Source organism: Arthrobacter sp. B3I4 (assembly GCF_030816855.1).
Lineage (GTDB): Bacteria > Actinomycetota > Actinomycetes > Actinomycetales > Micrococcaceae > Arthrobacter.
This window is the reverse complement of sequence record NZ_JAUSYK010000001.1, coordinates 2,429,260-2,443,558: the sequence shown is the minus strand read 5'-3', so window position 1 is coordinate 2,443,558 and position 14,299 is coordinate 2,429,260. Positions and strand designations below refer to the sequence as shown.

Sequence of the window (14,299 nt, the reverse complement as noted above, 5' to 3'; positions counted from 1 at the left end):
CGGCCTCAGGCATGCTGCGCCACCGCGTCCTGCGCGACCCGGGACTGGGAGGCGGCCAGCGCCGCGGCGTGCTCCTGGAGGCTGGTGACCGACCATTCGTACGTTCGCATCGCCTCGATGGCCTGCACGGCGGCGTTGAACTCCGCCACCGTGGTGATGCACGGGATGCCGATCGAGGTGGCGGCGGCACGGATTTCGTAGCCGTCGCCGCGGGCCTCGCCGCCGGACGGAGTGTTGAACACCATGTCAATCTCACCGGCGACGATCAGGTCCGTAATGGTTCCTTCGCCCTCGGCACTGGAGCCTTCCGCGACCTTGCGGACCGTGGTGGCCTGCAGACCGTTGCGGCGCAGGACGTCGGCGGTGCCGCCGGTGGAGACGATCTCGAAGCCGAGGTCGGAGAGCCGCTTGACCGCCATGATGACGGCGCGCTTGTCCCGGTTGGCGACGGAGACGAAGACCTTGCCTTCGGTGGGCAGCGCGTTGTTGGCGGCGGCCTGGCTCTTGGCGAAGGCGGTGTCGAAGTGTTTGTCGATGCCCATGACTTCGCCGGTGGAACGCATTTCCGGACCCAGCAGGGAGTCGACGACCTTGCCCTCGACGGTGCGGAAGCGGCTGAACGGCAGGACAGCCTCCTTGACCGCGACCGGCGCGTCCAGCGGCAGGGTGGAGCCGTCACCGGTTTCCGGCAGCATCTTGTAGGCGCTGCGGAGCTGGTTGATGGTGACGCCGGTGCCGATCAGGGCGGCGGCCTTGGCCATCTGCACGCCGGTGGCCTTGGAAACAAACGGCACGGTGCGGGAGGCCCGCGGGTTCGCTTCGAGCACGTAGAGCACGTCGGAGGCGAGGGCGAACTGGATGTTGATCAGGCCCCGGACGCCGACGCCTTCGGCGATGGCCCGGGTGGCGGTCCGGACCCGGTCGATCACGTTGTTGCCCAGGGTGATCGGCGGCAGCACGCAGGCGGAGTCACCGGAGTGGATGCCGGCTTCCTCGATGTGCTCCATGATCCCGCCGAGGTACAGGTCCTTGCCGTCGAAGAGCGCGTCGACGTCGATCTCGACGGCGTCCTCGAGGAACCGGTCGATCAGCACCGGGTGGTCCGGCGTGATCTCGGTGGCGTTGGCGATGTAGCGGGACAGGTTCGGCTCGTCGTAGACGATCTCCATGCCGCGGCCGCCGAGCACGTAGGAGGGCCGGACCAGGACCGGGTAGCCGATCTCGTCCGCGATCTTCTTCGCGTCGTCGAAGGAAACGGCGGTGCCGTTCTTCGGCGAGATCAGCCCCGCCTCGTCCAGGACCCGGGAGAAGGCGCCGCGGTGCTCGGCCAGGTCGATCGCTTCCGGCGAGGTGCCAAGGATCGGCACACCGGCGTCGGCGAGCTGCTGGGCAAGCTTGAGCGGCGTCTGGCCGCCGAGTTGGACGAAGACGCCCATCACGCCGCCGGTGCGTTCCTCGGCCGCGATCACTTCGAGGACGTCCTCGAGCGTGAGCGGCTCGAAGTACAACCGGGTGGAGATGTCGTAGTCGGTGGAGACGGTTTCCGGGTTGCAGTTGACCATGACGGTCTCGTAGCCGGCCTTCCGCAGCGCCATGGAGGCGTGCACGCAGGAGTAATCGAACTCGATGCCCTGGCCGATCCGGTTGGGTCCGGAGCCCAGGATGATGATCGAGGGTTTGGCGTGCAGCGCCACCTCGTCCTCCTCGTCGTAGGAGGAGTAGTGGTACGGGGTGTACGCGGCGAATTCGGCGGCGCAGGTGTCCACGGTCTTGTAGACCGGGCGGATGCCGAGGGCCTGCCGCACGCCACGGACGACGGCTTCGGAGTTGTGCGTCAGCGCACCGATCTGCTCGTCGGAGAAGCCGTGCCGCTTGGCGTGCTGCAGCATCTCCTGGGTCAGGGCGGTGGAGTGGCGGATCTCCTCCGCGATCTCGTTGAGCAGCTGGAGCTGGTCCAGGTACCACGGGTCGATCTTGGAGGCTTCGAAGAGCTGCTCCACGGTGGCGCCGCCGAGCAGGGCGCGCTGGACCTGGTGCAGGCGTTCGGTGCTGGGGCGCTTGGCCTTTTCGATCAGTTCCGGCACTTCCCATTCCGGGACCGGGCTGAAGTCCAGCTGGGAACCTTTTTGCTCCAGCGACCGCAGCGCCTTTTGCAGCGCCTCGGTGAAGTTCCGGCCCATCGCCATCGCCTCGCCCACGGACTTCATGGTGGTGGTCAGGGTGGAGTCCGCGGCCGGGAACTTCTCGAAGGCAAAGCGCGGGACCTTGACGACGACGTAATCCAGGGTCGGTTCGAAGGAGGCCGGGGTCTTCTGCGTGATGTCGTTCGGGATCTCATCCAGCGTGTAGCCGAGTGAGAGCTTCGTGGCGATCTTGGCGATCGCGAACCCGGTGGCCTTGGACGCCAGGGCCGAGGAGCGGGAGACCCGGGGGTTCATCTCGATCACCACGACGCGTCCGGTGTCCGGCTCGACAGCGAACTGGATGTTGCAGCCGCCGGTGTCGACGCCGACTTCGCGGATCACGGCGATGGAGATGTCGCGCAGGCGCTGGTATTCGCGGTCCGTGAGGGTCAGCGCCGGGGCCACCGTGATCGAGTCGCCGGTGTGCACGCCGACCGGGTCGAAGTTCTCGATCGAACAGACCACCACGACGTTGTCGTTCTTGTCCCGCATCATCTCAAGCTCGTACTCTTTCCAGCCCAGGATGCTCTCTTCGAGCAGCACCTCGGACGTGGGGCTGTACTGCAGGCCCTGGCCGACGATCCGGCGCAGGTCGTCCTCGTTGTAGGCCAGGCCCGAGCCGAGGCCGCCCATGGTGAACGACGGCCGGACGACCATTGGGTAGCCGAGGTCCTCGGCCGCGGTGAGGGCCTCGTCCATGCTGTGGATGATGTGGCTGCGGGCGGATTCGGCGCCGCAGCGTTCCACCACGCCCTTGAACTTCTCCCGGTCCTCACCGAGTTCGATCGCTGCGATGTTGGCGCCGATCAGCTCCACGTTGTACTTCTCGAGCACGCCGTTCTTGTCCAGCGCGATGGCGGTGTTCAGCGCCGTCTGCCCGCCCAGGGTCGGCAGGATCGCGTCCGGGCGTTCCTTGGCGATGATCTTTTCAACCACTTCGGGCGTGATCGGTTCGATGTAGGTAGCGTCGGCGAACTCCGGGTCGGTCATGATGGTGGCCGGGTTGGAGTTGACGAGAATGACGCGCAGGCCTTCCTCCTTGAGGACGCGCAGTGCCTGCGTGCCGGAGTAGTCGAATTCGGCCGCCTGGCCGATCACGATCGGGCCGGAACCGATGACCAGGACGCTTTTCAGGTCAGTTCTCTTGGGCATTACTTCTTGTCCTCAGTCTTGGAGTCAGTGGCGGTGTTGGTGTCAGCGTTTTTGGTGTCCGCCATCAGCTGGATGAAGCGGTCGAAGAGGTACGCGGCGTCGTGCGGGCCGGAGGCCGCCTCGGGGTGGTACTGGACCGAGAAGGCGGGGATGTCCAGGCAGGACAGGCCCTCGACGACGTCGTCGTTGAGGCTCACGTGGCTGACCTCGACGCGGCCGAACCGCTCCTCGGGCGCCATCGTGGCGCCGTCGAGCGGGGCATCGACGGCGAAGCCGTGGTTCTGCGAGGTGATTTCGACCTTGCCGGTGCGCCGGTCCATCACGGGCTGGTTGATGCCGCGGTGGCCGTAGCGCAGCTTGTAGGTGCCAAAGCCCAGGGCGCGGCCCAGGATCTGGTTGCCGAAGCAGATGCCGAAGTAGGGCAGCTTCGCGTCCAGGACGGAGCGCAGCAGGCTGACCTGGCTGTCGGCGGTGGCGGGGTCGCCGGGGCCGTTGGACATGAACACGCCGTCCGGGTTGACGGCCTTGATGTCCTCGATCGTGGCGGTGGCCGGCAGGACGTGGACCCGGACGCCGCGCTGGGCGAAGCGGATCGGGGTCATGCGCTTGATGCCAAGGTCGATCGCGGCGATGCTGAAGCGCGGCTCGCCGTCCCAGCCCCAGTCGCCGGGCTCGACGGTGTAAGCGGCGTCGACGCTGACCTCCTCGGCGAGCCGGGAGCCTTCCATCGGCGCGCTCGCGAGGACGGCGTCCACGAGCTCCTTGTCGGTGGCTGTTGCGGCGTCGCCGGAGAAAATCCCTGCGCGCATGGTTTTGTGTTCGCGCAGGTGCCGGGTGATCGCGCGGGTGTCGACGCCCTGGATGCCGATGACGCCCTGCTCGGCGAGTTCCTCGTCCAGGCTGCGCTCCGAGCGCCAGTTGGACGGCCGGCGCGCGGCGTCGCGGACGATGTAGCCGGCGACCCAGATGCGGCGGGATTCGGCGTCGTCCTTGTTCACGCCGGTGTTGCCGATGTGCGGGGCGGTCTGCACCACGAGCTGGCGGGCGTAGGAGGGATCGGTGATGGTCTCTTGGTAGCCGGTCATGCCGGTCGCGAAGACCGCTTCGCCCAGGGCGGTGCCGGTGGCGCCGTAGCTGCGGCCCCGGAAGGTCCGTCCGTCCTCGAGCACGAGCACGGCAGGGGTGGATGCTGTCATTTTGGAGTCCGTCACGTTCTTACTTTCCACTATCGGCTTCTGCCTGGGGGGCAGCGGAGATCAAATCTTGGAGGGTGCTGAGGAGTACGGCTTTGTCCTCGGCCCGGCGGGTGCGGAAGCCGGTGTCCAGTTCGCGGCTGCCGAGCATCCAGCTGAGCACCAGGAGACCGTCCTTCTCGACGAATTTTCCGGTCATGCCGCTTTCCTGCCGCACGCCGGTGAGCCGGCCGGCCGGAATGAAGAGCGGGCCCGCGCCGGACCGGTCGAAGAGCACGCCCTCCGGGTGAACGCTGAGGTCCGCGTTGGTGCGCAGGCCCAGCTGGTGGACGGCGATCCGGTCCAGCCAGTCCCCGGCGGTGGTGGAGGCAACGTACTGGCCTTCGGCGGCGGCCAGGGGCACGCTGAGTTCCGCGGGGACGGCGGGCAGGGGCGCGACGTCGGCCTGGCGGCGCAGCCGGTTGCGCCAGCCAAACCAGATCAGCGCCAGCGCGACACCGACCAGCACCACGACCAGGAGCAGGGAGAGTTCCTTGACCATCAGGGCCGGCCTGCCGCTGCCGTGCCCTGGCTGCCGGGAGTTCCGGGGTTCTCCGGCCAGCGGTAAGGGGTGTTGAGTTCGCCGTCCAGGACGGTGGGGTGCCCCTTGAAGAATGTGGCCACCACCTTGCCCGGGAGTTCCCGGCCGGCAAAAGGAGAGTTACGGCCCATGGTTGCCATCTTAGAAGGGTCCACGGTCCAGCGCGCAGCCGGGTCCACGAGTATGACGTTCGCCGGTTCGCCAGTCTCCAGCGGCCGGCCCTGGTCCGTCAGCCTGCCGATCGCGGCCGGTGTGGCGGAGGTGACGCGGGCGAAGCCGGCCCAGTCCATCAGTCCGGTCTCGATCATGGTGTGCTGGACGACGGAGAGCGCGGTTTCCAGCCCGGTCATGCCCATCGCCGCCTGCGCCCATTCGCATTCCTTGTGCTCGCTCGGGTGCGGGGCGTGGTCGGTGCCGACGACGTCGATGGTTCCGTCGGCGAGGGCGGCGCGCAGGGCCTGGACGTCCTCGTCGGTGCGCAGCGGCGGGTTGACCTTGAAGACCGGGTCGTAGCTGCGGACCAGCTCATCGGTCAGCCAGAGGTGGTGCGGGGTGACCTCGGCGGTGACGTTGATGCCGCGCGACTTGGCCCAGCGGACAATTTCCACGGAGCCGGCGGTCGACACGTGGCAGACATGCAGCCGGGATCCAACGTGCTGGGCCAGCAGCACGTCCCTGGCGATGATGCTTTCCTCGGCGACGGCGGGCCAGCCTGCGAGGCCCAGGACCGCGGAGACCGCGCCTTCGTTCATCTGGGCGCCGGCCGTGAGCCGGGGTTCCTGCGCGTGCTGGGCGACGACGCCGTCGAACGCCTTGACGTATTCCAGGGCCCGGCGCATCAGGACGGGATCGCTGACGCAGACGCCGTCGTCGGAGAAAACCCGGACGCGGGCGCGCGAGTCGGCCATGGCGCCCAGCTCGGCGAGCCGCTCGCCGGCCAGGCCCACGGTGACGGCACCGACCGGGCGGACGTCGACCCAGCCGGCGGCGCGGCCCAGGGTCAGGACCTGTTCGACGACACCGGCGGTGTCGGCGACCGGAGTGCTGTTGGCCATGGCGTGCACGGCGGTGTAACCGCCGAGCGCGGCTGCGCGGGTGCCGGTTTCCACGGTTTCTGCGTCTTCCCGGCCGGGTTCGCGCAGGTGGGTGTGGATGTCCACCATGCCGGGCAGCGCAACGAGGCCCTCGGCGTCAATCACGGTGGCGCCGTCGGCGTCGAGGTTTTGCCCGCGGGCGGCAATGATCCCGTCGCGGATCAGCAGGTCCTCAGCGGCGCCGCCCAGGATGGCGGCGCCCCGGATCAGGTAGGCGCCGGTGCTGCCGGTGTCCTGTTGCTGTGATGCCATCAGTGGCTCTCCTTGGAGTAGGCGGCGGGTGAGGGTGCTGGTCCGCGGGTGTCGCCGGAGAGCAGCAGGTAGAGGGCGGCCATCCGGACGGACACGCCGTTGCGGACCTGGGCCAGAACGGTGGAACGGGGCGAGTCGGCGGCCGCGGCGGAAATTTCCAGCCCGCGGTTCATCGGCCCAGGGTGCATGATGATGGTGTCTTTCATGCCGAGTCGGTCCAGGGTGCGGAGGCGGTTGTCGTCGAAGCCCCAGCGCCGTGAGTATTCGCGCGTGGTGGGGAAGAACGAGGCGTTCATCCGTTCGCCCTGCACGCGGAGCATCATCATGGCGTCCACGCCGCCGGCGAGGGTCTCGTCCAGGTCGTAGCTGACCGCGCAGGGCCACTGTTCGACGCCGACCGGCAGCAGCGTGGGCGGCGCGACGAGGGTGACCTCGGCGCCCAGGGTGCGCAGCAGCCAGACGTTGGAGCGGGCCACCCGGGAGTGCAGCACGTCCCCGGCGATTGCCACCCGCATGCCCTGCAGGTCCGTCCCGGCGGACGGGACACCGGCGAGCCTGGACCAGTGCCGGCGCATGGTGAACGCATCCAGCAGCGCCTGGGTGGGGTGTTCGTGGGTGCCGTCGCCGGCGTTGACCACGGCGGCGTCGATCCAGTCGGTGGCAGCCAGCCGGTGCGGGGCGCCGGAGGCCCAGTGCCGGATGACGACGGCGTCGGCTCCCATCGCAGCGAGCGTTTGGGCGGTGTCTTTGAGCGACTCGCCCTTGGAAACGGAGGAGCCCTTGGCGGCGAAGTTGATGACGTCGGCGGAGAGCCGCTTGGCGGCGGCCTCGAAGGAGATGCGGGTGCGGGTGGAGTCTTCGAAGAAGAGGTTGACCACGGTGCGGCCGCGCAGCGCGGGGAGCTTCTTGACTTCCCGCTCCCCTACTGCGGCCATCTCCTCGGCCGTGTCGAGGATCCGGATGGCGTCGGCGTAGCCCAGGTTTTCGGTGGAGAGCAGGTGCTTCATGCGGTGGCCTCGATGACCACTTCGTTGACCGGGGCGCCGTCGGCGGAGTCGGTCTCTTCGAGCCGCACCCGGACCTTCTCCGCTGAGGAGGTGGGAAGGTTTTTGCCGACGTGGTCCGCGCGGATCGGCAGTTCGCGGTGGCCGCGGTCAATCAGGACGGCGAGCCGGACGATGCGCGGCCGGCCGAGGTCGATGATCGCATCCAGCGCGGCGCGGATGGTGCGGCCGGAATACAGCACGTCATCGATCAGCACCACGACTTTGTTGTCGATCCCGGTGCGGGGCAGCTGGGTGGGGTACGGCGGCCGGGTCGGCTGGTGCGAAAGGTCGTCCCGGAACATGGTGACATCGAGCTGGCCGACGATGGCGGCCGGGTCAACGCCCGGGTCGGCGGCGGCGATCTTGGCGGCGAGCCGGACGGCGAGCGGGTAACCGCGCCGCGGAATGCCCAGCAGGACCAGGTCCTGGGAGCCCTTGTTGGACTCGAGAATTTCATGGGCTATACGAGTGAGTGCACGGTCGATGTCAGCGTGGGTCAGGACTACCCTGCTGAGTTGGACCTTGGCCGGAACCGGTGCTTCTGGAACAGAATTCAACGCTCGTCTCCCCTTTCCCCGCCTCACGGGACGGAATTAAAAAAGGAACATTTGCGCCTCCAAATTACCACAGGCGGCGCCCCCTGCCGGCCCGGCAGGGGGCGCCCGGCGGCGGGTTGCGTCACACCTAAGCCCGCCGGACCGTGCTTGGCCCTCGTCCGGGAAGTGCCGGGCCGGCTTCGTGTTAGGCCCGCGCGTACCCGCGCCCTAGGCTCGTTGTATGACCAGCTTCGATCCGCCGCCCGCGCGGCCGTCCTCCGTTCCTGTCCGGCCGCCGCAGCAGGCGAACCCCAGCTGGATGGGGCAGATCCGGCCGCAGCACTACCGGCCGGCGCCCGGTGACGGGCAGTTGCAGTCGCGGCCGGCGCTGGCACCCCCGTACAGCGCCGTTCCGGCGCCCCGGACTTCCGCCGGTGTCGTGGCCCTGGTGCTGGGCGGCGGCGTCCTCGCCTTTGTGAGCCTGTTCCTGGTGCTGCCCTATCTGCTCGGCAACACCGGCCCGGGCGGCTTTGTGATCGGCTTTGTCGCATCGCTGCTGCCGCTGACGTCGGTCCTGCTGGCCGTCCGCTTCATTGACCGCTGGGAACCTGAGCCGAGGCGTCTGCTGTTCTTCGCCTTCGGCTGGGGCGCGCTGGTGTCGATTGCAGTGGTCATGTTGATCGAGCCGTTCTTCTCCGCCGCGGCCGGCCCCGCGTCCGGGCTGGACTACACCACCTTTGCCGTGACGGTGCAGGCACCGGTGGTGGAGGAATTCTCCAAGTCCCTTGGGCTGGTGTTACTGCTGGTGTTCGCCCGGAAACACTTTGACGGCCCGGTTGACGGCGTCGTGTTCGCGTTCACCGTTGCCGGCGGTTTCGCCTTCACCGAGAACATCCTCTATTTCGGCCGGGCCATCGCCGAGTCCAGCAACCCCGGCACGGACCTGTTCGTGGTGTTTTTCCTCCGCGGGGTGATGTCACCGTTCGCGCACGCGATCTTCACCGGGACCACCGGGCTCATCCTTGGCATGGCTGCCCGGCGCTGGAACAAGGCACTGACGTTGCCGGCCTTCGCGTTGGGGCTGGTCCCCGCGATGTTGCTGCACAGCGGCTGGAACTCGATGGGCCAGGATTTCCTGGCACAGTACATCCTGGTCCAGGTGCCGATTTTCCTGCTGGCGGTCCTGGTCGTTGTGCTGCTGCGCGTCGCCGAGCGCCGCCTGACCCGCCAGCGGCTGCAGGAGTACGCGGCAGCAGGGTGGTTCTCGAGCCAGGAAGTGGCCATGCTCGCCACCCCTGCCGGGCGCCGCGCGGCGCTCCGCTGGGCCAGATCTATCGGCCGGGCCCGGCCGATGAAGGCACTGCAGCAGGCCGCCACCCGGCTCGCGCTGATCCGGCAACGGGTCCTCAGCGGCCGGGACGTTCCGGCGCACCAGCAGGATGAGCAGCGCCAACTCGGGGAGGTCCTCTCCCTGCGGGACGCTGTGCTGCGCTGACGAACCCGCAGAGCGCAGCAAAAAGGGGCCGGTTCCTGCCTGACGGCGGGCTGAACTGCTCCCCGAAAGTTGGAGCCGTTATTGAACGGTGCTTCTAGGCTACGTGAAGGGACTGAGTCCGGTATTGCACCGGGCTCAGTCCCTTCAGTTTTTCCTTGATGCGGGTGTGGTTGTACCAGTGGATGTATTGGCTGAGTCCCTGCTCGAACTGTTCGATCGTGTCGAAGCGGTCGTGGTGGAAGAACTCTTCCTTGAGGTGACCGAAGAAGCTTTCCATGGCTGCGTTGTCGTAGCAGTTGGCCTTGCGGGACATGGACTGGTGGAGGACCGGATGCTCACCGGGCTTCAGGACTTTGAAGGCGTCGGTGAGCATGTCCATCACCAGGGGCAGGGCCGGACTCGGGCGCACGGCGTGGGCGATGATCTCGCCGTTGAACAGGTCCAGCACCGGGGACAGGTACATCTTCTGGTCGGCGACCCGGAACTCGGTCACGTCTGTCACCCACTTCAGGTGCGGGGCATCGGCCTGGAAGTCCCGGGCCAGCCTGTTGGGTGCCACGTGTCCGATTTCGCCGCGGTGGGAGTTGTACTTGCGGCGCCGTATTCTGCAGATGCAGCCTTCCTGGCGCATCAGTGCGGCCACGGTCTTGCCGCTGAGCCGGATGCCGTGGTCGCGGGCCAGCGCGATGCGGACCCTGCGGTATCCGTAGGCTTTCCGGTTCTCGGTGAAGACCCGGGCAAGGAGTTTCCTCTCACGGGCATAGCGGTCCGGTTTCCCGGCCCGGGAGCGGTGGTAGTAGTAGGTGCTGGCCGGCAGACCCAGGAAGCCGAGCAGGTCCTTGGCCGGGTAGCGCTGCTCCAGCGACGCGACGACAGCTACCTTGAGTTGCGTCGTCGTTCCTCCGCCGCCAGAGCCTGCAATTTTTTTAGTGTGGCGTTCTCCATCTCGAGGCGCCGCACCTTCTGCTCCAGGGACTCTTCCGCCGGCGCGGCCCGCGGCTTCCGTCCCCGTTTCCGAGGTTGCAGACCGGCCGCGCCATTTTCCCGGTATCGGCGCAGCCAGTCCTCAAGCTGGGAGAGGTGGCGGATTTCGAAGCGTGCCATCACCTGCTCCCGGGTGGCGCCCCCAAGGTAGGCGAGCACGGCCTCAAGCTTCAGGTCAGCGGGATAAAACTTCTTCGTCGCCATCGGAACCAGCCCTTCGATTCCCTGACGACGATACTGCCCCACCAGCTTCTCAACACTCGTGCCCGGCAGACCCAGCTCCCTGGCGATCGACCTGCGCCCGAACCCCCGGTCAACCAACTCGGCCAAACGGCCGCGGACCTCATCCCCGTGTCGTGAATACCGGGCCATAAAGGAACTGCACCTCCGAAAGTCAGATTCTCAAATTCGAATCCAACTTTCGGGGTGCAGTTCAGGCACCGGCCCCTTTTTGCTAGCGGCTGGTTAGCTTGCGGCGCTCAGGCCAGCAGTGACGGCTTGAGCTGCTGCAGGCGGCCCAGCAGGCCGTTAATGAACGACGGCGATTCGTCGGTGGAGAGCGTCTTGGCCAGCGCGACGGCCTCGCTTACTGCAACGCCGTCGGGAACGTCGTCGTTGTAGAGCAGTTCCCAGATGCCGATCCGCAGGATGATGCGGTCCACGGAGGGCATCCGCTCCAGCGACCAGCCCTGCGAGTAGGTCTCGAGGAACTCATCGATTGCGGCCTGGTGGGACACCACGCCCTCGACGATTTCCAGCGTGTACGGGTTGATGATCTGGTCCGTCTGTTCACGACGGGAACGCAGCACATCGAAGGCGGACGAGGAACGCTGCTCCGCCTCAAAAAGAACATCCAGGGCCCGGTTACGGGCCTTACCGCGGGCGCTCACTAGTCGTTGACCCGGCCAAGGTAGCTGCCGTCACGGGTGTCGACCTTGACCTTGGTGTTGTTCTCGACGAACAACGGAACCTGGATCTCGTAGCCCGTTTCGAGGGTGGCGGGCTTGGTGCCGGCGGAGGACCGGTCACCCTGCAGGCCGGGCTCGGTGTAGGTGATTTCGAGGACGACGCTCGGCGGCAGTTCGATGTAGAGCGGGTTGCCCTCGTGGATGGCGATGTTGACCATCTGGTTCTCGAGCATGAAGTTGGTCGCGTCGCCGACGGTGGCCGCAGAGACGGTGAGCTGGTCGAAGTCCGAGGTGTCCATGAAGACGAAGTCGGTGCCGTCCTGGTACAGGTACTGGTAGTCGCGGCGGTCAACGGTGGCGGTTTCGATCTTGAGGCCGGCGTTGAAGGTCTTGTCGACGACCTTGCCGGACATCACGTTGCGCATCTTGGTGCGGACGAAGGCCCCGCCTTTGCCGGGCTTGACGTGCTGGAACTCGATGATGTTCCACAGCTGGCCCTCAAGCTTCAGCACGGTTCCGTTCTTGATGTCGTTAGTCGTTGCCACAATATCCTCAGGTTTCGTTGTTGGCTGGTTCTAGCCGCCAGCCGTTTATGCCTGCCGGCAGGCCGATCGGGCCCCGCCAGCGCGTCTTTATCAAAAATCCAAATACTATTCTACCGGTTTCGGCGCTCCGGTGCCGGACGGGCCGGTCTCAAGCCCGGTCGAGCACGTCCCGTGCGCGCTGCAGCGCCACCGTGGAGGAATAGATTTGCGCGGCGTCCGCGGCGCCCGCCACCCGCAGGTCCAGCGCCTTGGCGAAGGATTCGACTGCGGCTGTGGTGTTGCCCGCGGCGAAGTAGGACCGGCCCAGGTGTTGCCGGACGACGGCCTCGTTAGGAGTTCCCTGGGATTCGGCGAGGAGCTGGCGGTACAGTTCGACGGCGCGGTCGAAGCGGTGCGAGACCCGCAGGACCTCGGCCTCGAACATCCGCAGCCGGAAGGAGTCAGGGTCCTTGTACCGGGCTTCCGCCAACAGCTCGGCGGCCTCGCCCGGGTGGCCTTCGACGAGTCGCACAAAGATCAGGTCGGTGGCATCCGTCGACGCGGCCAGGGCCGCTGCACAGGCTTCCTCGTTAACGATCTGCGGCAGCAGGGTCTGCGGGTTGATCCGGATGCCGGGGAACCCGGCGTCGGGCCACTCGCTGGTGCCGCCGTTGTCGCTGATCACTAGGCCGCGATTTCCTGGTAGGCCGCGAAAAGCAGCGAGGTGTCGGGCACGTCCAGGATGCCGGGGCGCCCGACGCCGTCGAGCACCACGAAGCGCAGCAGGTCGCCGCGGGATTTCTTGTCCCGCCGCATGCCGTCCAGCAGTGCCTGCCACCGGTCTCGCCGGTAGCTGACCGGCAGCCCCAGGCTCTCCAGGATGTCCCGGTGCCGGTCGGCGTCGGCGTCGCTGAGCCGTCCCACGCTGCGGGACAGTTCGGCTGCGAACATCATGCCGACCGAGACGGCGGCGCCGTGGCGCCAGGAGTAACGTTCCGCGAGCTCGATGGCGTGGCCCAGGGTGTGGCCGTAGTTGAGGATCTCGCGCTGCCCGGTTTCTTTCAGGTCCTCGGAAACAACCCGGGCCTTGACCGCGATGGCCCGTTCGATCAGTTCGCGCAGGGCGTCGGAGCGGGGATCGGCGACGGCGGCGGGGTCCTTCTCAACCAGGTCCAGGATGGCTGGGTCGGCGATGAAGCCGCACTTGATGACCTCGGCCATGCCGGAGATGATCTCGTTCTTCGGAAGCGTCTCCAGCGTGTCCAGGTCCGCGAGGACGCCGGCGGGCGGGTGGAAGGCGCCGACCAGGTTCTTGCCCTCGGCGGTGTTGATGCCTGTCTTGCCGCCGACGGCGGCGTCGACCATGCCCAGCAGGCTCGTGGGCATGTGGATGACCTTCACGCCGCGCAGCCAGGTCGCGGCGACGAATCCGGCGAGGTCGGTCACCGCTCCCCCGCCGACGGCGACGATTGCGTCGGAGCGGGTGAAATCGTTCTGGCCCAGCACCTGCCAGCAGAACGAGGCGACCTCGATGTGCTTGCCCTCCTCGGCGTCGGGGATCTCGGCGGTCAGCGCCGTGAAGCCGGCGGCGGAGAGCTCCTCGCGGACGGTGTCGCCGGTGAGCCGCAGCGCCCGGGGGTGGATGACGAGGACGCGCTTGACGCGCTCCCCCAGCAGGGTCGGAAGGCCGGCGAGCAGCCCGCGGCCCACCACGACGTCGTAGTTGTCCCCCGGAAGCTGCCCGGTGACTTTGATGACGGTTGATTCGGTGCTCACTTTTCCACTTTCTTTGTCGCCGCTGGAGCCGCGCCCGCCGCAGTGGCGGAAAACTGCTCCAGCGCATCTTCAACCCGGCGCGCGAGCTCCGGAACGGAGCCGCTCCGGACATCGAGAACCAGGTCGGCAAGGCGTTCATAGACCGGCTGCCGGGCGGCGAACAGCGTGCGCCAGCGTTCCATGGCGTCGCCGGCCAGGAGCGGGCGCCCCGAGTTCCGGGCGATCCGTTCCGACACGGTGCCGGCGTCGGCTTCGAGGTACACCACGGTACAGGTGGCCAGCAGCTGCTGCGTGCCCGAGTCCAGCACGGCGCCGCCGCCAAGGGAGATCACGGTGCCGGTGTCCGCGGCTTCCTCGATGGCGCGGGCCACGGCGCGGGCCTCGAGTTCACGGAAAGCGCACTCGCCCCGGAGGGCGAAGATTTCCGCGATGGTGCCGTGCTGGGCGGTGACCTCGGCGTCCGTGTCGACGAAGCGGGCACCGAGTTGCTGCGCCAGCTGGTTTCCGATCGCGGATTTGCCGACCGCCATCGGACCGATCAGCACGACAGGACGGACCGGATGCCTGGTCGGTGCT

General features: G+C 67.4%; 14 protein-coding genes. 1 reads left to right on the top strand and 13 read right to left on the bottom strand.

The annotated features are described in order from the left end of the window. Positions 1-5: 5 nt before the first annotated feature. Genes carB through pyrR form a run of 6 tightly spaced genes read right to left on the bottom strand, consistent with a single transcriptional unit; the run spans position 6 to position 8,057 of the window. Positions 6-3,335, bottom strand: coding sequence for a carbamoyl-phosphate synthase large subunit (gene carB / locus QFZ61_RS11685; protein WP_307036192.1), 3,330 nt, complete (start codon positions 3,333-3,335; stop codon positions 6-8). Further along, entirely contained in the window at positions 3,335-4,531 is a 1,197-nt protein-coding gene (gene carA, locus QFZ61_RS11680) for a glutamine-hydrolyzing carbamoyl-phosphate synthase small subunit (RefSeq protein ID WP_307038157.1), read from the bottom strand. Before carA ends, carB begins: the two co-directional genes overlap by 1 nt. A 19-nt stretch (positions 4,532-4,550) precedes the next feature. Then, positions 4,551-5,069, bottom strand: coding sequence for a hypothetical protein (locus QFZ61_RS11675; RefSeq protein ID WP_307036190.1), 519 nt, complete (start codon positions 5,067-5,069; stop codon positions 4,551-4,553). Further along, positions 5,069-6,454, bottom strand: a complete 1,386-nt coding sequence (locus tag QFZ61_RS11670; RefSeq protein WP_307036189.1) for a dihydroorotase — start codon at positions 6,452-6,454, stop codon at positions 5,069-5,071. Before QFZ61_RS11670 ends, QFZ61_RS11675 begins: the two co-directional genes overlap by 1 nt. Further along, positions 6,454-7,461, bottom strand: coding sequence for an aspartate carbamoyltransferase catalytic subunit (locus tag QFZ61_RS11665; RefSeq protein WP_307036187.1), 1,008 nt, complete (start codon positions 7,459-7,461; stop codon positions 6,454-6,456). The genes QFZ61_RS11670 and QFZ61_RS11665 overlap by 1 nt, the downstream gene beginning before the upstream one ends. Then, entirely contained in the window at positions 7,458-8,057 is a 600-nt protein-coding gene (gene pyrR / locus QFZ61_RS11660) for a bifunctional pyr operon transcriptional regulator/uracil phosphoribosyltransferase PyrR (RefSeq protein ID WP_307036185.1), read from the bottom strand. Before pyrR ends, QFZ61_RS11665 begins: the two co-directional genes overlap by 4 nt. A 220-nt stretch (positions 8,058-8,277) precedes the next feature. On the opposite strand from pyrR, the gene QFZ61_RS11655 reads away from it, so the two are divergent. Further along, entirely contained in the window at positions 8,278-9,531 is a 1,254-nt protein-coding gene (locus QFZ61_RS11655) for a PrsW family intramembrane metalloprotease (protein WP_307036183.1), read from the top strand. A gap of 94 nt (positions 9,532-9,625) precedes the next feature. Here the strand turns inward: QFZ61_RS11655 and QFZ61_RS11650 are convergent, their stop codons facing one another. The 7 genes from QFZ61_RS11650 to QFZ61_RS11620 all read right to left on the bottom strand — a co-directional run bounded on the left by QFZ61_RS11650 (position 9,626) and on the right by QFZ61_RS11620 (position 14,253). Continuing rightward, positions 9,626-10,393: an IS3 family transposase gene (locus QFZ61_RS11650; protein ID WP_307038155.1), complete on the bottom strand. Its 768-nt coding sequence runs from the start codon at positions 10,391-10,393 to the stop codon at positions 9,626-9,628. Between the two features lie 14 nt (positions 10,394-10,407). After that, on the bottom strand, positions 10,408-10,887 hold the full coding sequence (locus QFZ61_RS11645) for a helix-turn-helix domain-containing protein (RefSeq protein WP_307035401.1): 480 nt from the start codon (positions 10,885-10,887) through the stop codon (positions 10,408-10,410). Between the two features lie 107 nt (positions 10,888-10,994). Beyond that, a complete protein-coding gene (gene nusB, locus QFZ61_RS11640) occupies positions 10,995-11,405 on the bottom strand; it encodes a transcription antitermination factor NusB (RefSeq protein ID WP_307036181.1) in 411 nt (136 codons plus the stop codon). Beyond that, a complete protein-coding gene (gene efp / locus QFZ61_RS11635) occupies positions 11,405-11,968 on the bottom strand; it encodes an elongation factor P (protein WP_090581102.1) in 564 nt (187 codons plus the stop codon). Before efp ends, nusB begins: the two co-directional genes overlap by 1 nt. Positions 11,969-12,116: 148 nt before the next feature. Further along, positions 12,117-12,632, bottom strand: coding sequence for a lipopolysaccharide assembly protein LapB (locus QFZ61_RS11630; protein ID WP_307036177.1), 516 nt, complete (start codon positions 12,630-12,632; stop codon positions 12,117-12,119). Further along, entirely contained in the window at positions 12,632-13,723 is a 1,092-nt protein-coding gene (gene aroB, locus QFZ61_RS11625) for a 3-dehydroquinate synthase (protein WP_307036175.1), read from the bottom strand. Before aroB ends, QFZ61_RS11630 begins: the two co-directional genes overlap by 1 nt. Next, positions 13,720-14,253, bottom strand: a complete 534-nt coding sequence (locus QFZ61_RS11620) for a shikimate kinase (RefSeq protein WP_307038153.1) — start codon at positions 14,251-14,253, stop codon at positions 13,720-13,722. The genes aroB and QFZ61_RS11620 overlap by 4 nt, the downstream gene beginning before the upstream one ends. Between the last annotated feature and the right edge of the window lie 46 nt (positions 14,254-14,299).

Coding starts and splice junctions, on each gene's coding strand:
- QFZ61_RS11670 (WP_307036189.1), bottom strand. CDS start 6,454: ATGGCATCACAGCAACAGGACACCGGCAGCACCGGCGCCTACCTGATC.
- QFZ61_RS11665 (WP_307036187.1), bottom strand. CDS start 7,461: ATGAAGCACCTGCTCTCCACCGAAAACCTGGGCTACGCCGACGCCATC.
- carB (WP_307036192.1), bottom strand. CDS start 3,335: ATGCCCAAGAGAACTGACCTGAAAAGCGTCCTGGTCATCGGTTCCGGC.
- QFZ61_RS11675 (WP_307036190.1), bottom strand. CDS start 5,069: ATGGTCAAGGAACTCTCCCTGCTCCTGGTCGTGGTGCTGGTCGGTGTC.
- QFZ61_RS11655 (WP_307036183.1), top strand. CDS start 8,278: ATGACCAGCTTCGATCCGCCGCCCGCGCGGCCGTCCTCCGTTCCTGTC.
- QFZ61_RS11620 (WP_307038153.1), bottom strand. CDS start 14,253: ATGGCGGTCGGCAAATCCGCGATCGGAAACCAGCTGGCGCAGCAACTC.
- carA (WP_307038157.1), bottom strand. CDS start 4,531: ATGACAGCATCCACCCCTGCCGTGCTCGTGCTCGAGGACGGACGGACC.
- QFZ61_RS11645 (WP_307035401.1), bottom strand. CDS start 10,887: ATGGCCCGGTATTCACGACACGGGGATGAGGTCCGCGGCCGTTTGGCC.